The 19,945-nt window shown below is 40.3% G+C and carries 17 protein-coding genes; 8 read left to right on the top strand and 9 right to left on the bottom strand.

Going from position 1 to position 19,945, the window contains the following annotated elements; translation table 11 throughout:
* Nucleotides 1–6: 6 nt before the first annotated feature.
* Both putP and hexR read right to left on the bottom strand, forming a co-directional pair.
* Nucleotides 7–1,500 (bottom strand): sodium/proline symporter PutP, encoded by a 1,494-nt coding sequence (gene putP, locus OA91_RS05315; protein WP_063336630.1) that lies wholly within the window; start codon nt 1,498–1,500, stop codon nt 7–9.
* Between the two features lie 341 nt (nt 1,501–1,841).
* Nucleotides 1,842–2,699 carry a transcriptional regulator HexR gene (gene hexR / locus OA91_RS05320; protein WP_046017604.1) on the bottom strand — a complete coding sequence of 286 codons (858 nt, stop codon included), beginning with the start codon at nt 2,697–2,699 and terminating at the stop codon, nt 1,842–1,844.
* A gap of 88 nt (nt 2,700–2,787) precedes the next feature.
* Between hexR and OA91_RS05325 the strand changes: the two genes are divergently transcribed.
* Together OA91_RS05325 and ung are read left to right on the top strand one after the other, a co-directional pair.
* Nucleotides 2,788–3,687 (top strand): choline/ethanolamine kinase family protein, encoded by a 900-nt coding sequence (locus tag OA91_RS05325; protein WP_063336631.1) that lies wholly within the window; start codon nt 2,788–2,790, stop codon nt 3,685–3,687.
* Between the two features lie 35 nt (nt 3,688–3,722).
* Nucleotides 3,723–4,427: a uracil-DNA glycosylase gene (gene ung / locus OA91_RS05330; RefSeq protein WP_063336632.1), complete on the top strand. Its 705-nt coding sequence runs from the start codon at nt 3,723–3,725 to the stop codon at nt 4,425–4,427.
* Between the two features lie 25 nt (nt 4,428–4,452).
* Here the strand turns inward: ung and ygfZ are convergent, their stop codons facing one another.
* The 3 genes from ygfZ to OA91_RS05345 form a co-directional block, all read right to left on the bottom strand.
* Nucleotides 4,453–5,361, bottom strand: coding sequence for a CAF17-like 4Fe-4S cluster assembly/insertion protein YgfZ (ygfZ, locus tag OA91_RS05335; RefSeq protein ID WP_063336633.1), 909 nt, complete (start codon nt 5,359–5,361; stop codon nt 4,453–4,455).
* A gap of 141 nt (nt 5,362–5,502) precedes the next feature.
* Complete coding sequence (locus OA91_RS05340) at nt 5,503–8,007, bottom strand: EAL domain-containing protein (protein WP_063336634.1); 2,505 nt, start codon at nt 8,005–8,007, stop codon at nt 5,503–5,505.
* Nucleotides 8,008–8,019: 12 nt separating this feature from the next.
* Nucleotides 8,020–9,126, bottom strand: a complete 1,107-nt coding sequence (locus OA91_RS05345; RefSeq protein ID WP_063336635.1) for a substrate-binding domain-containing protein — start codon at nt 9,124–9,126, stop codon at nt 8,020–8,022.
* A 600-nt stretch (nt 9,127–9,726) separates the two neighbouring features.
* On the opposite strand from OA91_RS05345, the gene OA91_RS05350 reads away from it, so the two are divergent.
* The 4 genes from OA91_RS05350 to OA91_RS05365 are packed head-to-tail and all read left to right on the top strand — an operon-like array spanning nt 9,727 to nt 12,544.
* Nucleotides 9,727–10,629 carry a MotA/TolQ/ExbB proton channel family protein gene (locus OA91_RS05350; protein WP_231870312.1) on the top strand — a complete coding sequence of 301 codons (903 nt, stop codon included), beginning with the start codon at nt 9,727–9,729 and terminating at the stop codon, nt 10,627–10,629.
* A complete protein-coding gene (locus tag OA91_RS05355) occupies nt 10,619–11,020 on the top strand; it encodes an ExbD/TolR family protein (RefSeq protein WP_197477741.1) in 402 nt (133 codons plus the stop codon). The genes OA91_RS05350 and OA91_RS05355 overlap by 11 nt, the downstream gene beginning before the upstream one ends.
* A gap of 1 nt (nt 11,021) precedes the next feature.
* Nucleotides 11,022–11,444: an ExbD/TolR family protein gene (locus tag OA91_RS05360; protein ID WP_197477743.1), complete on the top strand. Its 423-nt coding sequence runs from the start codon at nt 11,022–11,024 to the stop codon at nt 11,442–11,444.
* Between the two features lie 8 nt (nt 11,445–11,452).
* Nucleotides 11,453–12,544, top strand: coding sequence for an energy transducer TonB (locus OA91_RS05365; protein ID WP_063336638.1), 1,092 nt, complete (start codon nt 11,453–11,455; stop codon nt 12,542–12,544).
* Between the two features lie 117 nt (nt 12,545–12,661).
* On the opposite strand, the gene OA91_RS05370 is transcribed toward OA91_RS05365, so the two are convergent.
* Together OA91_RS05370 and epmB are read right to left on the bottom strand one after the other, a co-directional pair.
* The gene (locus OA91_RS05370; protein WP_046018155.1) at nt 12,662–13,057 is read right to left on the bottom strand and encodes a carboxymuconolactone decarboxylase family protein; all 396 of its coding nucleotides are present in this window, start codon (nt 13,055–13,057) and stop codon (nt 12,662–12,664) included.
* Between the two features lie 309 nt (nt 13,058–13,366).
* Complete coding sequence (epmB, locus tag OA91_RS05375; protein WP_063336639.1) at nt 13,367–14,419, bottom strand: EF-P beta-lysylation protein EpmB; 1,053 nt, start codon at nt 14,417–14,419, stop codon at nt 13,367–13,369.
* Nucleotides 14,420–14,735: 316 nt separating this feature from the next.
* Between epmB and efp the strand changes: the two genes are divergently transcribed.
* Nucleotides 14,736–15,311: an elongation factor P gene (gene efp, locus OA91_RS05380; protein WP_157203759.1), complete on the top strand. Its 576-nt coding sequence runs from the start codon at nt 14,736–14,738 to the stop codon at nt 15,309–15,311.
* Nucleotides 15,312–15,564: 253 nt separating this feature from the next.
* Here efp and OA91_RS05385 read toward each other — a convergent pair whose 3' ends face one another.
* Nucleotides 15,565–15,771: a hypothetical protein gene (locus tag OA91_RS05385; protein ID WP_063336641.1), complete on the bottom strand. Its 207-nt coding sequence runs from the start codon at nt 15,769–15,771 to the stop codon at nt 15,565–15,567.
* Between the two features lie 486 nt (nt 15,772–16,257).
* Between OA91_RS05385 and epmA the strand changes: the two genes are divergently transcribed.
* Complete coding sequence (gene epmA / locus OA91_RS05390; protein ID WP_063336642.1) at nt 16,258–17,235, top strand: EF-P lysine aminoacylase EpmA; 978 nt, start codon at nt 16,258–16,260, stop codon at nt 17,233–17,235.
* A 41-nt stretch (nt 17,236–17,276) separates the two neighbouring features.
* Here epmA and OA91_RS05395 read toward each other — a convergent pair whose 3' ends face one another.
* Complete coding sequence (locus OA91_RS05395; protein ID WP_063336643.1) at nt 17,277–19,835, bottom strand: bifunctional diguanylate cyclase/phosphodiesterase; 2,559 nt, start codon at nt 19,833–19,835, stop codon at nt 17,277–17,279.
* Between the last annotated feature and the right edge of the window lie 110 nt (nt 19,836–19,945).

Here is a 19,945-nt window from a genome sequence, read left to right on the forward strand (position 1 = left end):
GTTGGCTTACGCCATGGTATCTAGTTTTTTTTCATACTCATCGAAAGTTGTTTCAATTTCGTCATTTGAAGCTGTCATCAAGCTAACAAGGACGATAGAGATAGAGGCTAAGATAAAGCCAGGTACGATTTCGTAAAGGTCAAATATACCACCGCTTAACTGTTTCCAGACAACGATAGTGATACTACCTACCAAGACACCCGCTAAGGCACCATTGCGGTTCATTCTGCGCCAGAATAGGCTGAACAAGATAGCTGGACCAAAACCTGCACCAAAACCTGCCCATGCATAAGATACTAGACCAAGAACCGAACTATCTGGGTTAAGCGCTAGCATTAATGCTAATAGGGATAAAGCAATAACGGCAACACGGCCAACCATTACGATTTCTTTGCTACTAGCTTCTTTGCGGATTAGCTGCTTGTAGAAATCTTCTGCAAGTGCAGATGAAGAAACCAATAGTTGAGAGTCAGCAGTACTCATGATGGCAGCTAAGATAGCGGCTAGTAGAATACCAGCAACAACTGGATGGAAAACTGCATTCACCAAGATCATGAAGATAGTCTCGCCATCAGCCAAGCTACCACCTAGGTTTGCGTCAACATAGATGATGCCAACAAAACCAATCAGCAGAGCGCCAGCCATAGAAAGGGCAGTCCAAGAAACGGCAATACGACGTGCTGTCGTGATATCTTGGTTAGAACGGCAAGCTTTAAAACGCGCTAGGATATGAGGCTGACCAAAGTAACCCAAGCCCCAAGCAGCAAGAGAGGCAATACTGATCCAAGTTAAAGGTTCACCTTTAGCATTGTTCCAAAGGGTTAGTAACTCAGGGTTTTTCGCTTCAAGATTAGCGCTTAGTTCAGAGATAGAACCATCAAGTGCAATAACAGGTACGATAACAAGTGCTGCTGCCATGAGAAGGCCTTGTACCAAGTCAGTCCAAGAAACCGCTAAGAAGCCACCAAATAGCGTGTATGAAACAACACAAACAGTACCTATGATAACAGCTGTTGAGTAATCTAGACCAAATACAGTTTCAAACAGTTTACCGCCTGCTACTAAGCCCGAGCTAGTGTAAAAAAGGAAGAAAAGTAAAATGAAAAAGGCAGAAATAGTCTGCAGCAATTTTGAATTATCTTTAAAACGGCGAGATAAGTATTCAGGGATAGTAAGCGCATTATCCACTTGAATACTGTAAGTACGTAATCTTTTTGCACAGATTAACCAGTTCAGCCAAGTACCTAATAAAAGGCCACCTGCTAACCAGATAGACTCCATGCCAGCTGCAAAAGCATAGCCTGGCAGACCAAGTAGCAACCAGCCACTCATGTCAGAAGCACCAGCAGAAAGCGCTGTTGGCCAAGGGCCTAGAGATCGACCGCCTAAGAAGTAATCTTCAGAGCTTGAGGTTAGTTTGTAAGCGTATAAACCTATTCCTAGCATTACCGCAAGGTAAACTAGAAAGGTAAAGGTGATTATTAAATTGTTTTCTATCATTTTATTTCCTGGTTCTTTTAACTTTAATAAGTTTTTTTGATTATTTTTTATGTGAGTTGAAAACCACTGCACCGACGTGGGTTACAAAATGAAGTGCTAGAAGGAAAAAAGGATATATTTTCCCAGCTGAGCATATAGATAAAAGCCTTCATCTTTAGTCTAGGTGGTTGGCGAGTGAACTGTCTTTCAGAAAACGAGGGCGAAATTTCGAAATGCTCTTATTCTTTGCAAAATACTAATTTAGTTTTTTTGTAATTGAGGCGTTGGCAAAAAATGCATCGTAAAGACGACAAAAAGCCCGCTAACTTATTTGGTTAGCGGGCTTAATCTTTATATAAGCTTTACTCTTTCGGTAAGCGGGTATCCTTAACGCTGGTCTTAAGTTTACGCAGATGTGCATTAAACTCAGGGCCACGTTTTAGTAATACGCCCGTTGCTAAAGCGTCTATCAGGGTGAGATAGACAATGCGTGAGCTCATAGGTGTATAAATGTCCGTATCTTCTGTCTCTTCAATTGGCAATACAATAGAGCAATGCTCAGTCAAAGGTGAGTTTGGATTCGTTAAACCTATGACTGTTGCACCTGCTTCACGGGCAACACGTGCGGTTTCGATCAAGGGTAGGGTACGGCCTGTATAAGAGATCACTACAACAGCATCTCCTGGGTGAGTACCAGCAGCAGCCATGCGTTGCACTAGAATGTCTATGTAGGCCACAACAGGCATATTTAACCTGAAGAATTTGTGGTGAGCATCTTGAGCAACAGGGCCTGATGCACCTAGTCCATAAAACTCAATGCGACGTGCTTGAGCAAGAATATCTACTGCACGGCTAATTAAGGAAGGCGGCAATAATTCTTGAGCACGGGTAAGGTTATTCTTAGCTGCTTCAAAAATCTTATTCGTGACAGCCCCAGGAGCATCATCAGGCTCAACATTTAAGTTTACATAGGGTGTGCCTGTTGCAAGGCTTTGTGCCAAGGCAACTTTGAAATCTGGAAAACCACTACCAATCAAGCTTCTGCAGAAACGGTTAACGGTTGGCTCACTCACTTCAGCTCGGGCAGCTAATTTTGCGATACTGGAATGAATGGTTGATTTTGGGTCTGATAAAATTGCTTCTGCAACTTTGCGCTCAGATTTACTTAATGTGTCCAGTTTGTCCTGGATTTTACGAATTATGTCTTCGTGTTTATTCATTGCTCTGCTTATGCCTGTCTATTGACTCAGATACGACTATTAGTCATTCTGACAGCCGTATCTAAATCTGGCAATAAAATGATTGAAAATGACAACATTATTAGAACATTTAGATAAAATTAAACATCTGATTCCGCCTGCAATTGAACTCAGCATAGATGTTTTAGAAGGCGGCTATTCAAATAAGGCCTATTGTCTCTCTTGGCAAGGACAGCCTAGGTGGGTTTTACGTGTACCTGGGCTTGATGAGAAAGATTTCCAGATCTCACGAATTTCTGAAAAAATAGCCCTAACTAAGGCGCAAGAGGCGGTAATTTCTCCTTCCTGTCTTTATTTTGATCAGGAAACTGGCCTGATGGTCAGCCAATTTGTTGCTCAAAAGCCCTTTGATTGGCAGGTTAATCATACTGACTCAGACATCCTAAGGCTGGCAAAAAGTACTCGATTAATTCATCAAATGCCCTCAAACCAAGCGCATTATGACGTAAAGAATGTGATAGAAGCCTATCTTGATACCTGTGAAAAAAGGTTATCAAAAGACAATTTATTACGACATGAAGTTAGTTTTTTGCAAGATTTGTCATTTTCTTACTTGAATAAAATACGACCTTATCTGCCCGTTATGTGCCATAACGATATTAACCCTAAAAACTGTTTGGCTGATGAATTGCATTTTTGGGTGATTGACTGGGAATATGCCGGAATGGGCGATGCTTTGTTTGATCTGGCTTTGATTTTTTCATCCCATAATTTTTCTACTCCTCAGAAAGAGTACTTTTTGGCAAATTATGATGAGTCACTAACGCTAGAAACTCTCACCGGTGATTTTGATAACTATCAATTGCTTTACAAAATACGTGAAATGGCTTGGTTGTTACTTAAGCATGTCTCGACAGCCCAAGATGTAGAAGCAATACAGTGTTATCATGCTTTTAAACAGGAAGTGCTAGAAGATATTGCCCAAAGCAAGCTCTCAAAAACGTCCTAGTCGTTAAATATGTTTAGATTTGAGTAAGAGTCATTATGCCCTTGGAAGCCTTATGGCAAACGAAATTAGCCGCTGAGTTTGATGCAAATTATATGCAGTCTTTACAGTCTTTTATCACGTCACAAAGAGAGTCGGGAGTAGAGACATTTCCAACTGAAGAAGACTGCTTTAATGCCTTTAAGTTAACTCCTTTTGATCAAGTTAAGTTGGTCATTTTAGGCCAAGACCCTTATCACGGGCCAGGCCAAGCCCATGGCTTATCCTTCTCGGTTAAATCTGGAGTGAAAGTACCCCCTTCTTTGGTCAATATTTATAAAGAGTTGAATCAAGATTTGGATATTCCAATTGCGTCACATGGCAATTTAGAAGCATGGGCTGCGCAAGGTGTATTATTGCTTAATAGTGTTTTGAGTGTGGAAAAATCCAAAGCTAACTCTCATCAAGGAAAAGGCTGGGAAACCTTTACTGATAAAGTATTCGAATTATTAAACGATGAGCATCAAGGTTTAGTCTTCATGCTTTGGGGTTCTTATGCTCAGAAAAAAGGCAAGGCAATTGATAGGCAAAAGCATCTTGTTTTAGAGTCTGTTCATCCATCGCCTTTATCTGCCTATCGTGGTTTTTTAGGCTGTCAGCACTTTTCTTTAGCAAATAAGTATCTAAAGAAGCAGGGTAAAACAGAAATTGATTGGCGTTTAGCTGATGATGCTCAACAAGGACAAACCTTATCGCTCTTTTAGAGTGATAAGGTGTTAGTTATTGCTGCTATTGATTGTAAGGCAAAGGTTCAAGGGTGAGAGGCGTGCCTTGATAAAATAAAGGTGCTTGAGCTGACTCATCACCAATAATGGCAAAAATTAAAGTGTTACCTCCTAAGGTAACTGAGCTCACGACTTCAGCAACCTCTTTTCCATCTTGGTTGGCAAGCTTCATAGCCGCTGAGAGCATTAATTTTTCTTGAGCGCTTAAGAGGTAGAGGTGCTTTTTCAGGTTACCTCTGTATTGCATACGAGCAACAATTTCTTGCCCTGTATAACAGCCTTTTTTAAAGTTCACTCCATGGGTATGCTGCATATTTAGCATTTGTGGAATGAACTTCTCTGTATTTTCTGCTTGTATCAAAGCTTGGCCACTTAATAAGCTTAAGCCAAATAAGTCATCATTTTTGTCTGGGATTTGAGGTGCGTTTTGTTCATCGCTTGGGCGAATGTATAGATAATGATTAACCTCAGCTTGGCATAGTTGGGCCAATATATGAGAAGGCGCAATGGCTTCACATGCAAAAGGCATATCTTGTTTAGTTAGCAAGTTATCTTGGCTAAAAACATAGTCGACTTTAAAGTCTTCTTGGACACTATCTAGTTGGGTTTTGAAGAAGACAGCAAACTTTTTTAGGTGGTTAAGGCTAGTTTCAATCAGGTCGGACGCCATGATAAGGAGTATGTCGTCACCTCGAATAAATGCATAAAAATTAACAATAACTCGGCCTTTAATATTGCATACCGCTCCCTGTAGACCCTGCTCGTGTGTGAGTTGGGTGAAGTCACAACTGGTTTGTCCTTGTAAAAATTTAACGCTGTCAGGGCCGGTGACCTTAATGCAGGCAAGCTGCTCGGCACTGGTTGAAGCTGGTAACAAGTGAGTAAAGTCAGAAATGATGGAAACTGAATTCATAAAGGCCGCCAAAAGTGTCCTAATAAAAACCATCTTAACAAGATATTTTGAATTTCGTATTAAGATGCTTGGTTAGATGTCATGACTTATATCAATATAATTCACGGCAAAAAGGATATATGTGGCATGTTAAGCGCTTTTTCAAGCGCTTTTAACATTAATTCTCATTAACTTACTTAACTCATCAGGCAGAATCGGATAACTTAGGTGATAACCTTGTCCTAAATGGCAGCCCTCTCGGATAAGGCTTTGTTTTTGCTCTTCTGTTTCTATGCCTTCTGCAATGAGGGTTAAAGACATATTAGTTCCCAAATTAATGATGGCGTTCACTATAGCAGAATCTGTGCCTTGCTTTTCTGCATCTAGATCAGCAACAAAAGTCTTATCTATTTTTAAGCACTGGGCAGGTAGACGTTTTAAATAGTTTAATGATGAATAGCCAATGCCAAAGTCGTCAATCGCGACTTTAAAACCATTGTATTGGAGTTCTATGATGGCTTCAGAGCAGTCGTCTAGGTTAGCCACAAGGTCCTGTTCTGTAATCTCTATCGTGATGCAGTTAGTTGGGCAGTTATGCTTCTCAAGCAAGTGTAACAATTCATCAGGCAAGTCTGGGCTTAAGAACTTTCTTGCAGAGAAATTAATGGAGAAGAACTTATCTGTTAGATCGATACCTTCGTCTCGCCATTGGCTAATTTGCTTCACAACACGGGTAAATACCCAGGTATCTATTTCTGTGATTATGCCGGTTTTCTCTGCAATCGGTAGGAAGTTGTCTGGCGTGATAAGCCCCATTTCAGGGTGATTCCATCGAATGAGGGCTTCAGCGCCAATAATTTCATCTGTGAGCAAATTGTATTGAGGTTGGTAATGAATAAAGAATTCATCATTTTCTATCGCTTTACGAATACCTGAACTTAATTGTAGTAGCTTGTGTGCTTCGGTCGACATCTCTGCTTGGTAAACGCTATAGGTGTTTCGGCCCTTACGTTTAGCATGGTACATGGCGACATCTGCGTTACTAACCAAGCTCTCTAAAGTATCGCCATGCTCTGGGTAGAGGCATACGCCTATACTGCTGCCAGCAAAGACACTATTGGCATTGAGTTCAAAAGGAAAGTTAAGGGTACAATTTAACTCTTCCGCTCTGTCTTGCAATGAGGCGAGACTCTGTTCGTCAGGGTAAATAACCATAAACTCATCACCGCCTAAGCGTGCCACTATGCCATCAGAAGCAACTGTTTCACGTAAACGTTTAGAGATAAGTTTAAGTAACTGATCTCCCATACCATGGCCTAAGCTGTCGTTCACATGCTTGAACTGATCAATATCTAAAAAGAGTAAGCCGAATTTAGCCCCAGTTTGTTGAGACTTTTTAATGCAGTGTTCTATGTCTTGGTAAACTTGCAATCTATTAGCAAGACCTGTGAGCACATCGTGGTGAGCTAGGTGATTTAGCTTGATTCGCTCAGCCTGTAGTTCTTGGTAGGTTTCATCGAGTCTACGACTCATCTTATTAAAGGCTTTTTCTATCGTGTTCCACTCATCCTGACGCTGCAGTTTAATGACCTGATTAAATTGGTCAGCCTCTATTTCATTAAAGCGCGTGATGATGGTCTTGATCGGAGATTTAATGTGCTTATGGATTTGGCGAATAAAGACAATACCGCTAAAAATAAGGATAAAGCCAGCGAAATAAATCACCTCTAAACGCAGTGTCTGGATTTCAGTTTTTAATTGGTTTTTCAGCAAAATAGCGCTGAATTTTACACTGCTTTCTGTTTTTTCGACTTGAGTTAGAAGCTCATCTTCTGACTTGGCAAGTGATGAGAGGATACGCCAGCGTTGAGCTAGTTTGCTTTGCAGCTTTTGTAGTACTTGACGGTATTGATCAAGGCTCTGTTTCGTTTTTAATTTGTTCTCAATAATAGGAGAGTACAAACCATTAAGGTTCGACAGGTGGAGTTCAAAAATATCCAGCTGGTTTTCTATCTCTATGATTAATACTTCTTCCGTATCGGGTGTGATCCGACTTCTTATGGTGGCTGTTAGTTTGCCTATTGTTAAATAGGTTACACGTAAACGAGTGATGGCCCCTTCTAATACATTGTTACTCGTATGAAAGTTATCCCCTGGTGTGCTGATGTGAGTGTCTTCATGGCGTAGTACATTATTTAAGTGGTTCTCACTTACGGAAAGATCCAAGGCTTCTAGTATATCGAGTAGCTCTTTATCTGCGCTATTTAACTCTCTTAAAATTTGGTTTAAAGACAGAGAGTTATCGATAAATCTATGAAAGTTTCGAATAAAAACATCGGTAAGTTGAGAGAAGTTAGTGGAATCAGATAAGGCTCTAATTTCATTTAGCTTTTGCTCAATAAACTGGCCTTCCTTGTTCAGTATTTCCTTATCATAAAGCAGTGATTGCTCTAATAGCTGGATGCGATTAGACAGGATGAACATTTCACGGCTTACAGATGAATTGATCGCTAGCTTATTAATATGCTGGTTAGATTGATAATCAATAATGCTACGAATATTAGAGAGGGAGTTAATAACGTAAAAGCCCAACGAACATAACAAGGTTAGGACAAGTAGCGCAGAGAATATAAATCTAAAGCCCAGTGTGATTTTAGGTGTATTCATATGTGTTAAACCTTAATGCCAAAGCTGAAGGTAAGCTTTGCGATATTGTTGGTCTGGGTCGTAGTTGTTGCTCTTGTCGACATACTTTTTCATGTTTTGGCGGTTAATTATCTGTGCTCTTTCGGTATAACCGCTCGGCTTTTGATTATTAAAAGCACGGTTTAGCTCATCAACAATCTGCCAGCCTTGAAGCACTAAAGGTTCAGGCACAGTCGCCACTTGCAAAGTATTGGTTTCGATTCGCTTGTAGGCAGCTTTACTGCCGTCACCAGCAGAAATACTGCGGGGTAAATATTGAGCTGAAAGCTTAGAAGATAAAAGTGAAGGTAGAGCAAAGTCGATATAGAGGTCATTAATGACGACAAAGTGCGTGATTTTGTTACCAAACTCTCCAATTAATCGCGCTATGGTCGCTGGCATTTGTTGCGGGATTTTAGCGATTGGCATGTCTTCAATGGCCAAAATATTACACATAGAGCAGTAATCTTCTATGGTCTTGATGATGGCGTCAGATTTTGTCTTGGCAATGCTAAAACTGGTATCAGTGAAGATAACAATGTTTGATTGGCCATTGCCGTCAATAATGGTGTAGTGGGCGGCTAACTCTGCTACTTCAATTGGATCGCTTGAAACATTATAAAAAATTGACTCATCTGCTGGAATGCCGGCGATTTCTCCAGCATGCCAACCAACCACAGGAATAGATAAGGTTTTCGCTGCTTTAAGCAATTCTTTTCTTTGTTTTATGTCGACGCCACCAAGGATGATGCCATCTGGTTTACTGGAAATGGCTCTTGTTAATATGCTGGCTTGGCCATTATCAGAGCCATAACCATCTAGAAAACTGATATTCCAGCCTATGCTGTCTATGGCATCTATCACACTGTGAGAGAGGCTTTTTATACTGTCATTTCTAAGGTCAGCGGCAACAAAAATAATGTTTTTATCTTGAGCCGCTTTTGGGCCCGAGGTTGGTCCTTGCCAATACTGGCTTGCCAACTGGCTCGCTTGGTTGACCTTGTCTCTAGAGTCCTCAATAGAGGCTGATGTTTCTTCGGCAAAACTTATTTTGCTGAATAAAATCAGTAGTGAAAAAAGAGCTAATTTTGCAAAAATCATAAGATCTCATTTAACGTATGTTGAAGCATACCAACCCATGATAAATGTCCTTATCTTCAACCCTTATTCATCCTTCAAAATTGAGAGTAGAGGCTTTTGTTGTTATTGCTTTGAAAGTTGTTGTTCTTTTTATTGCTTAAAGTGCTTTTAAATATAATAAAAATTGGCCGTTTTACCCTGAGGTTTTTGTATCTTTCTGCGTTCTATTGGCGTTTGGCTATTGTCAGAAAGCTGAGTAATGTTACTAATTGTAGTCAAGGATCAGGCTAAGTTAAGACGCTAACCTCATGAGTTAGTGGCTAAAACCTAAGATGAAACTGTTTAAATAAAAGCATTTGCACAATATCTCCATATTGTAATGGAATAAATTAGGCGAATTACAGGGGATTCTGCTAAAAGCCAATAATCTCCACATTTCATTCGAAAAACTATTCAGTATTTATGTAAAGAAACGAAAGTTAATGGCTTTTTATAAATGGTTTCCAATTTGGTTATAGGCTGAATAATCAAGTGTTATTGAACTAACTGAATAACATGTTGCAAACGCTATTGATAATAGTTATTGTTTGCATGTTATAGTGTGTAATAGGCTAGATTAAAGTGGCGAACCCAGCAGCAAACCCCAATGCAAATGATCTTACAACCAATACTGACTCAAGCATTACTAGCGAGGTGGTTGAGGGTATTCAGATGACAGAAACAGCTGAAATCGTTACTGATGCTTCTTCAAGCCAGATCGTTACAAATCAAGTCTCTACAAATCAAGAGATTAGCTCAGGTTTTGATGCTCAGTTAAATACCCTGTTACAACATGAAAGCATTTCTCCTCTTGTTGAATTCCTGCAAACAGGTGGCCCTGTTGTTTGGATTCTATGTCTATTCTCTGCGTTTGCTTTAACTATCATTATCTTAAAAAGCTGGCAGTTTATTGGCCTCAAAGCGGAATCGGATAAAGACTTAAAATTAGCCTTGTCCCATTGGCGTAAAGCTCATCCAGAGCAAGCAATAGAGAGCCTTAAAACTAAGCGTCCTGTTTCAGGTGTAGTCGCGTTTGCTATGACAGAGTTATCTAAACAAGACTATGATCTAGCCTTGGTTAAAGAAGAAATAGAGCGTTTAGCAGATGAAAAAATTCAATCATTGAAAGCCTATTTAAGACCTCTTGAAGTTGTTGCTACTTTGAGCCCTCTGTTAGGTTTGTTAGGTACGGTTCTAGGTATGATAGTTGCCTTTCAGAATATGGAGTCGGCAGGTAGTCAGGTTGACCCTTCTGTTTTGTCTGGTGGTATTTGGCAAGCACTTTTGACCACGGCCGTTGGTCTTGCTGTTGCGATACCTGTAGTCGCTATGCATGCACTATTTGAGCGTAAGGTAGAGCGTATCGTCTTTCTTATGAGTGATTCTGTGACTCAAGTCTTCACTCATAAAGGTGAAATTGAAGAGACTAAACTCAACTTACTTGATCAGTCCGAAGCTATGCCAGAGCATGATTGTGCGGCTTAATCAGTCTAATACGAAAAGACGCCAAGCCATTAGCCTTACACCACTGATTGATGTGGTGTTTATTCTCCTACTTTTCTTTATGTTGTCGTCGAGCTTCATTCCTTGGCGACAAATTAATGTGTCTATGCCAACGGCGACGAGCCAATCGAAAACAGATGTTATGCGTTTAGAAATTCTTGATAACAAAGGTCGCTTTGTTTTAGATAATCAAGACTTTCTCATGTCTGATAAAGCTAGCCTGATTAGTTTAGTGACGGAGAATCCTGACGCGATATTTTTGATAAAAGCAAAGCCTGAAATAGAGACAGGTGTGCTTGTTGGTTTACTGGATCAATTAACCTTAGCAGGCGCTAAGAATGTCTCTATTGCGGCAGCGCTAAAAGGAAATTAGCGTGAAATTTAATGCAAGTGATTCCAACAAAAAAAACTCAGATGATAATTTAGTGCCACTTATTAATGTGGTATTTCTCATGCTGATTTTTTTTATGGTTGCAGGTCAAATACGCGCCACAGATGCCGTTCCTATTACTCCACCAGATTCATTAAGTGAAATTAAACAAGATGAGTCTCCTGCCAAAATTCTCGTGAGTACAGAGCTTGGTATCTACTTAAATGGTGATAAGTTAAAGCAAGACGAACTATCAGATCGTCTAAAACAGCTTTATCTTAAATCTGAAGCGCAGGATGATTTCTTAGTCCAAATTAGTGCAGATCAAGACCTACCCGTAGCCCGTTTACAGCAAGTATTTAAACAAGTTGAGTTAGCTGGGCTAACCCGTGTTTATCTTGTGACCAAGTTAAAGCAGGCAGGTTAGTGTAAAAAATGATGACTTGGAAACACATATTTGGTGCCTCTTTTATCGCGATAGTCTGCCATGCTTTAATTTTAGCGCTTATCTTAAGGCCGACGACTCAAGGTGCGCAAGCAGCAGGAGATGTGGGCGTTCTAATCGATATTGGTATGCAAGGTGATTTAGGTGAAAGTGAGATAACTAGCTTAGCTAAGGCTGAAACTAAACAGATTGAGCCTCTGCTTAAACCAGAGCCTCAGCCCGTGATAGAGCCTCAGCCTGTAGTAGAGCCACCTGTAAAAGCAAATATTACCCCACCAATCGAAAATGATATTCCAAGTGTGAGCGAGCAAATTCAAATCGCGCAAGTGGAAGTTAAGCCAGAACCAGAGCCAGAGCCTGAACCAGAGCCTGAACCAGAGCCTGAGCCTGAGCCAGAGCCTGAACCTGAGCCAGAGCCAGAGCCAGAGCCTGAACCTGAGCCAGAGCCTGAACCAGAGCCTGAACCAGAGCCTGAACCAGAGCCTGAACCAGAGCCTGAGCCTGAGCCAGAACCTGAACCTGAACCTGAACCTGAACCTGAACCTGAACCTGAACCAGAGCCTGAACCTGAACCAGAGCCTGAACCAAAGCCTGAACCTGAACCAAAGCCTGAACCAAAGCCTGAACCAGAGCCTGAAGAAACGTCAGAGCCTGTGGCTAGTACAAGTCAAAGCCAAACGAAAAATGCGCCGTTAGATGCGAGCCCAGATGGCAATGCCAGTTCGACTCAAAGTAAGATGACGACAGGCATCGGGGCGAATAGTTTTGCTGCAGGTGGTGGCGGTGGCGCTAAGGGAGAAGTCTCTTATGGCAGTCTAGTAAAGGCTAAAATAGCCAGTAAAAAAGTCTATCCTAGGGCATCTAAGAAACGAAACGAAACGGGTTTGGTATTGGTGCAAGTGACTATTTCATATACTGGTGAATTAGTAGAAGTGAAGATAGTAAAGAGTTCAGGGTTAAAACGTTTAGATAGGGCAACATTGAAAGCTGTAAAAAGAGCAGCTCCTTTCCCTGCGCCAACACATCTAGCCTCAGGTCAGAACTATGTTAGTAGAATTCCAGTAGAGTTCTTATTAAGGTAGTAGAAGAGTTCTTTGGGGGCCTTTAAATGTTCTTGAGGCAAAAAAGCACTTGTAAGTCATCACTTAACAAGTGCTTTTGGTAAAGGCTATTTTGAAGGTGACTCCTTCGTTTAGCACTTATGGTGAGTCATGGTTTGTCATGTCTTTTGGAATTAAGTCCATTTCAGTTAAGACTTCATTTGCCGCACGAAATGCCTGCTGTAAAGCCGGTGCGCCACAATACACGCCTGTGTGAAGTAGAGCTTCTTTAATTTCGATTAGGGTGCAGCCATTATTAATTGCACCACGAATATGACCTTTAAGCTCTTCTGGTGCTTTTAAAGCAACTAAGCAAGACAAGGTTAGTAGACTTCGTGTTTTACGGTTAATGGCATTGCTTTGCCATACGCTTCCCCAGCAATGTTCATTGATATAGTTTTGCATGTCTTCAGTGAACAAGTTGCTTTGATCCATTGCTTTATCAACAAAAGCATCACCCATTACTTCACGACGTGTTTGTTCACCTGAATTCATCTTGGTCACCACTTATACATAATTAATTTCGTTCTGTTACAGTATTAATAGCATTAATGAAGCAGGTTTTAGTAATAGATAATGATGATACTTAAAATAAATATGATTCATGTGTTTGATAAGTGATCAGTCGTTTTTGTTATGTGAAATAAAACTGAAAGAAATTAGATTAACTTTTTAGAAAGCGTGCTCTTTTAGCGGGATAAAGCTGATAAAGGTATGGGTAAAGGTTGCAGCTAGAAAGGCCTCTTCTAAAGGGATAGAGACCTGATGTTTAGCCTTGAGTATTTAGTAAAGGTTATTTGGAGCTTAAAGTCTGGGAGCGAACAATGTTTTAGCGCTTTTTCCTGGGATTTCCTTCGCTAGTTTAGGCACTAGATAACCTGGTAATTTGGCGGCTACTTTTCCCATTAAGGTTTGAGCTTCATCCAAAGAAATATCAAAATGCGCAGCCCCTTCGACTGAGTCGAGAGTGAACATATAATAGGGCAGAATATCAGCATCGAATAAGGCTTCACTCAAGGCCACTTGGCTATCACAAGTATCATTAATGCCTTTTAAGATAACCCCTTGATTAAAGAGTTTTACTCCCGCTTTTACAAGCTTTGACGCAGCTTGGCTAACAGCATCATCAATTTCATTTGCATGATTTATATGCCACACCATCACGACTTTTAAACGGGTTTCATCCACCCAATTTAATAACTCATCATTTATCCGAGAGGGAATAACAACGGGGAGTCTGGTATGGATACGAATACGTTTAATCTGCGGCAGGCTTTCCAATGTTTTTATCCGGCTAGCTAGCTGCTTATCTTTTATCATTAAAGGGTCACCGCCACTTAAAATGACCTCGTTAATTTCTGGATGAAGTTTTAGGTAATCAAGCAGTGAACTCCACTCGTTTGATGAGAGGTGATTATCTGCATAAGGAAAGTGACGACGAAAACAATAGCGGCAATTAATGGCGCAACTGCCAGAGGTAATAACAAGTATTCGGCTTGAGTATTTGTGGACCAGTGCTTTTTGCGGGTTGTGCTCTTTTTCCGCAAGAGGGTCTTTTACGTAGCCAGGAAGCTTAAGCATCTCTTGCTCAAGAGGCAATATCTGCAACAATAAAGGGTCGCGCAAATTCGCTTTTTCAATTCTTTCTAAATAAGGCTTAGGTACCATTAAAGGAAAGCTTTGGTGGGCAGCTTGACCTTTTGTTAGCTCGGCTGAATCAAGTTCAAGGGCGTAGGCTAAGGCATCAAAACTTTTAATTGCAGCTTTAATTTCTAATAACCAGTCTGGGGTGTCGTCTAAGGGTTTTAGGCTTATCTGATCTTGAGGCTGGTTAACTGGCTTGGCTTGATTGAGCATAAAAATAGAGAGCTAGTAGTTGAGTTGTCGGGATTATCTCTGTTGCATCTGGGTCTAAGCAAGTAGAACCCACTTTGCTTATTCAAAAAGTCGAAAAAAACATGGTAATCGGCCCAATTACTCGGTTTTTAGTTAAATTAGGCCTTCTTAGTGGCCATGAAGGCGAGTTTTTCTCCGCTTTCCTAGGGTTATTATAGCTTTGTATCTAATGTATAATCGGCAGCAACTTGAATACGGCGTGCCTAGTTTTTGCTTTGGCTGTCTATCTAATATTAACCGTCAGCAGCTCAGGCTGGGTGATTGAAAGAAGAGAATCATAATGGGAATTTCTGCTAGTGATATGCGTAATGGTACTAAAATCATGGTCGATGGAGATCCATGTGCAGTACTAGACAATGAACACGTAAAACCAGGTAAGGGCCAAGCCTTTAACCGCTTGAAACTACGTAACCTTAAGTCTGGACGTGTTTGGGAGCGTACTTTTAAATCAGGTGATTCTTTAGACGCTGCTGATGTAATGGATACGGATATGGAGTATCTATATACAGATGGTGAGTTCTGGCATTTTATGGCAACAGATGGTTCTTTCGAGCAACATGCCGCAGATGAAACCGCAGTTGGCGAAAATGTTAAGTGGCTAAAAGAGCAAGAAAAGTATGTGGTTACTCTGTATAACGGCTCTCCACTTGCTATCGCACCGCCAAACTTTATTGAGCTTGAAGTAACTGAAACCGATCCTGGCCTTAAAGGCGATACAGCAAACGGTGGTTCTAAGCCTGCTTATCTATCTACAGGTGCTATGGTGCGTGTACCTTTATTTATCAATATTGGTGAAGTGCTAAGAGTTGATACACGTACTGGTGAGTATGTGTCACGTGCTACAGGTAAGTAATATTTGTTAAGCGCCAAACAAAAAGAACGAGTGTCAATGCACTCGTTCTGGATGTTTAACCTAGTCTGGCTATTCAGTTATTATTGCTTTAACAGCCGAAACCATTAATACATCAATTTGTGTTACTCGTTTGTATGAGAGTCAGGTTTTTAGACTGACTTAAAGGCTAATATTTTTCTATATTAGGCTCTATATAAGCTTTTTGTTGGCAGGACCTATTTGTTTTCAAGTCTGTTAACAAGTCCCTTATGCATTAAGAGATCTCTTGCTCTTCACTCAGGCGTGCCAATTTAATCATTTTCTCTTGATCAAACCTCACTAATATCTTGTCATTATTGATGCTAACCAAACTCACCTTAAGTTTATTTGAATTAGCTGAGTAAACAGAAAATGAACAAGCTATTTTCTGTTGCTTCTTGAGGTGAGCTGCTTTGATCGTCTCACCGGATGCAAACAACATTAGCACGACTAGTTTGCATTAAAAGCAAATTCCAATCTCTAATCTGCTTTTCTAGGACGAGTTTAAAACCCTTATAAAGATGGGTTTAAGGTGCTTTGCATCTATGCCTACAATCAGATTAACTTGTTGATAGGCATATTTTAAATGCACTTGATATGAACCACATTACTCCAAGTTGCGCATCTAAAAGAGAATAAATAGCAAAACTCTGACAGTGCCAGAGCTTCGCTGAGGGAAAAGCACAAAGCGGTCAATAGGCCATCGACCCTTGGTGCTTTTCATTACGCAAATTAATCTGCGCGTCTTTAGTATAGTGGATCAATCATGTCCTTTGTCAATAAATTTGTTACTTTTTTATCAAAGCGAGTTGTGCATAGGCTTAGGCTGGTATGGCTTAGGTCGTAATTAGTTTTTGTTTGCGGACATTAAAAAAAAGAATGTTATAATTTTTTTTCATTTTCACTCATGTTTAGTAAGACTTTATCTATGCCTCATACCGACTTATGGCAGCCCAATGCCAACATGCAAATGCTACAAAAAAGAGCACAATTGTTACGTAACATACGTGAGTTTTTTTGGCAAAGAGACGTTCTTGAAGTCGACACCCAAGCTTTGTCCTTAACCTCTATTAGTGACCCTTATATTGAGGTGCTCACCACAACAGCTAAGTGCTTGGGCGAGGAGAAAACCTACTACCTGCAAACGTCTCCTGAATTTGCGATGAAACGCTTATTAGCTTCTGGGTCTGGTTGTATTTATCAGTTGTCTAAGGTGTTTAGGCAAGAGGAAGCCAGTAAGCGACATGGTATAGAATTTACCTTATTAGAATGGTATCGAGTGGGTCTGGATGACAGACAACTTATGGCTGAAATTGAAGAGTTTTTAGTCAGTGTTAGCCTAAACCCAGAGCTTGTTTGTGATTATAAGAGTTACCAAGACGCTTTTTTAACTTATGCCAATCTTGATCCTTTCGAGGCGGAATTGACAGAGTTACAAGTCTTAGCTCATAAGTGTACTGAGTATGGTTTAGAAGAAACCGACAGGGATGCACTGCTAGATCTTATCTTCAATGCCTTGATTGAACCTAAAATAGGGCAAGATAGACCATGCTTTATCCATAGTTACCCCGCTTCTCAGGCAGCGTTAGCCAAGTTGAAGTTTGGCTTTGATGGTATTGAAACGGCGAAACGCTTTGAGCTTTACTGGAAGGGGATGGAGCTTGCTAATGGCTATCATGAATTGACCAATGCCCAAGAACAGGCCAAGCGCTTTGACATGGATAATGAACAAAGAAAAGTACAAGGTAAGCCAGTTAGGGCGTTAGATACAAACCTATTAGCCGCTTTGGAGTCTGGTTTACCTAATTGTGCGGGTGTCGCCATTGGTGTTGATCGTTTGCTTATGGTGCTGAGTCAAACTGACGACATCGAAAAAGTCATGCCATTTGCCAAACAAAGGGTATAACTAGAGAGGAAGGGAGTAAGTAGCTCCCTTCCTATTAGGTCTCATTCATATTTATCAAATGAAGGATGAGGCTCAGTATTAAACTTATTCCAAGCATCAATGCTGATAGGCTCGCTTAAATGGAAGCCCTGCAAATAATTAACTCCCATGTCGACTAAAATATCCTGAACAGCCTGATTGTGCACAAATTCAGCTTGAGTTTTTATACCAAGAGAATGGGCTAAGCTATTGATGTGGCGAACTAATATTTGTAGTTTTGGATCAACATCTATGGTGCGAATAATACTACCATCTAGCTTAAGCACGTCCGGTTGTAATTCTATTAGCTTCTCTAAATTTGAATAACCCGAACCAAAGTCATCAATAGCAAGCAAAGCGCCAGCTTCTCTAAATTCAGAAACAATCGAGCTGATCCATTGGTAGTCCTGTATGCTTTCAGACTCAGTTATTTCTAATATGATTCTGCCTTTTACGTCATTCTCTCTAAAAAACTGCCTTAAGGCTTTAAGGGTATTATAGTGTTTAAAGTCCATCACAGAGAGATTGAGTGCTAGGTGACTTGTAGGATCTGCTTTAAGCAATTGACCGCAGGTTTCTAGTACCTTAATCGTGATTTTTGGATACAGCTGAGTTTGTTTAATCAGGTCTAAGAAGCTGGCTGGGCCTATGACTTTGCCATCAATTTCAGCCCTAATGAGTGCTTCACCGCCAACACAGCGGCCGGTTTTAGCATCAAAATAGGGTTGGATATAGGGGTAAACATTATCTTCATCCAAGGCCTGTTTAATTTTTACGATCCAATTAAGGTTATCTTTTTGTTTATCAACTTGATCTAAATCGCCATTCCAAAAGGTAAGATGATTAGTTTCATGGGCATGACGTCTTGCTTCATTCGCCTTGATAAGTAAGTGTTCTTTTTTACAGAGCAGTTTGCCTGTGCTTCCAAAAATAGAGGCAATGCCTACGGACAAACTTAAGTTGATTTCATCTGTGGCCTGACTGCTTGTAAAGAAGGGGTTGTTTTCCACATCTTCACTTAAACGTCCCATAAACTTGTTCACTTTACGAGGTGGCATATCGGTTTGCAAAAGCACCGCTACCTCATTGGCAGATACTCGATAACAAGAGAAATCCAAGGAGAGAAAGGTATCGCCCATTCTATTTTTTAAATAGAGGGATAACTGGGCGAGTAAGTCATCGGCCACATCATAACCATACTGCTCATTGATTAGGCGGAAATTACGAATTCTAAAGAGAGTTAAGTGTGCTTTATGATCACTTTCTTCTGGCGATTGTAAGCGGCTGAGTAGAGCGAAGCGGTTCATTAGCCCTGTTTGTGAGTCATAGAGCCAATCTCTTGAGTCTGAGTCTGTGTGCTTGGCTAGATGCGTTAGGGCATCTTTTTCTTGAGATAAATCTTTAAAAACATTGTTCATTAAATTGAAAATAGAAGCCAAAGAATTATCGATTTCTTGTGTTTTGATACAGCCACTTTGATGACGTGATTCGGCAGAGGTTTCACTTAAACCTATATAAGTTAAGGCATGTTGCAGGCTTTTTGTTGAGGCATCTGAACTGAAAAACTCACCAAAACAAAAGGTGCCATTGAGTTCTTGAACTTGATTTAAAAGTGCTAGCTTACTGTTCTCATTAAGTTCTTCACCTTGGTCACGGCTGATGCAATTAAATACAAAAAGGCTTTCTGGTGGCTGACGATAAAGCTGATTTAATTTATCTAGCGTGCCTTGTATTGAAGGCCAGGGGTGGAAGTAAACAAATTTTACCTGAGCACCTATCGGCAGAGGCTCACTCATTAAAATACCGCCATTGTCTGTAAAATTAAGTGGAACAGAGTGCACTTCTTTATGACTGGTTTTGTATTTCAGGGCGAACAGATTCATGACTTTAATGTCTGTGCTGCTGCCATTGCCTAAATATCGATTAAATACTTGTTGTGCAGGTAAGTGATCAATTTGCTGTAAAACGTTGCCCTTGATCGCTGTAATGCGCATCTTCTTGCCGATATCTATGCTATCTACAAAGGCATCGTTATCGACATTGAGTTTATCTGACTCTAACGCAACCATAACGGCATGTTGCTGTAATAGCTGGTCTTGGTAAAGAACCCAGGTTTTTTCACTTTTAAATAAGCCGGATAAGCCGCCACAGAATTTAGTCTTGCTCATTCCTACTTTACTAAAGAGACTAGGGCTGGTGATAGATAAGTCATCGGCAAGTACGATCGCTGCAGGAATAGCTTCGCCTTTATGTTCAAGAATGGGCGCAAAAAGCTTCTGGCTAGCATCTTCGGCTTTATCTGGATGTATGCAGGTATAATTATGTATGAGTTTTACATGATCAAAATAGCTGCAAATGAGAGTAACACCCTCTTGTTGAGGTTGACCTTGGTAAATTTGCTTTTCGCTGGACATACCAATGCGGCATGCATTCGGGCAATAATGAGTTAATAAATCAACCCAAACCCTCGTTTGAGCAATATCAGTATTTGCGTAAAACTGAATTAAATCAGGCTGTTTTAAATTAGCTAATACCGCTTCGAGTTCTTGAATTGAGTTACAATGAAAACTTTTACTATGCATGTTTTCTCTATTAGCTCATGGCGCAATTAAGTATTGGTGAATTTAAAGTTTATTTAATTGATTACAATATATTTATTAAAGCTAAAATAAAATACAAGCATTAAGTTGAA

The organism is Marinomonas sp. SBI8L, assembly GCF_001624705.1.
Taxonomy (GTDB): domain Bacteria; phylum Pseudomonadota; class Gammaproteobacteria; order Pseudomonadales; family Marinomonadaceae; genus Marinomonas.

What these genes read in the sequence shown, in the direction of transcription:
- putP (WP_063336630.1), bottom strand. Translation starts at nt 1,500, where the DNA reads ATGATAGAAAACAATTTAATAATCACCTTTACCTTTCTAGTTTACCTT.
- hexR (WP_046017604.1), bottom strand. Translation starts at nt 2,699, where the DNA reads ATGAATAAACACGAAGACATAATTCGTAAAATCCAGGACAAACTGGAC.
- OA91_RS05325 (WP_063336631.1), top strand. Translation starts at nt 2,788, where the DNA reads ATGACAACATTATTAGAACATTTAGATAAAATTAAACATCTGATTCCG.
- ung (WP_063336632.1), top strand. Translation starts at nt 3,723, where the DNA reads ATGCCCTTGGAAGCCTTATGGCAAACGAAATTAGCCGCTGAGTTTGAT.
- ygfZ (WP_063336633.1), bottom strand. Translation starts at nt 5,361, where the DNA reads ATGAATTCAGTTTCCATCATTTCTGACTTTACTCACTTGTTACCAGCT.
- OA91_RS05340 (WP_063336634.1), bottom strand. Translation starts at nt 8,007, where the DNA reads ATGAATACACCTAAAATCACACTGGGCTTTAGATTTATATTCTCTGCG.
- OA91_RS05345 (WP_063336635.1), bottom strand. Translation starts at nt 9,126, where the DNA reads ATGATTTTTGCAAAATTAGCTCTTTTTTCACTACTGATTTTATTCAGC.
- OA91_RS05365 (WP_063336638.1), top strand. Translation starts at nt 11,453, where the DNA reads ATGATGACTTGGAAACACATATTTGGTGCCTCTTTTATCGCGATAGTC.
- OA91_RS05370 (WP_046018155.1), bottom strand. Translation starts at nt 13,057, where the DNA reads ATGAATTCAGGTGAACAAACACGTCGTGAAGTAATGGGTGATGCTTTT.
- epmB (WP_063336639.1), bottom strand. Translation starts at nt 14,419, where the DNA reads ATGCTCAATCAAGCCAAGCCAGTTAACCAGCCTCAAGATCAGATAAGC.
- OA91_RS05385 (WP_063336641.1), bottom strand. Translation starts at nt 15,771, where the DNA reads ATGTTGTTTGCATCCGGTGAGACGATCAAAGCAGCTCACCTCAAGAAG.
- epmA (WP_063336642.1), top strand. Translation starts at nt 16,258, where the DNA reads ATGCCTCATACCGACTTATGGCAGCCCAATGCCAACATGCAAATGCTA.
- OA91_RS05395 (WP_063336643.1), bottom strand. Translation starts at nt 19,835, where the DNA reads ATGCATAGTAAAAGTTTTCATTGTAACTCAATTCAAGAACTCGAAGCG.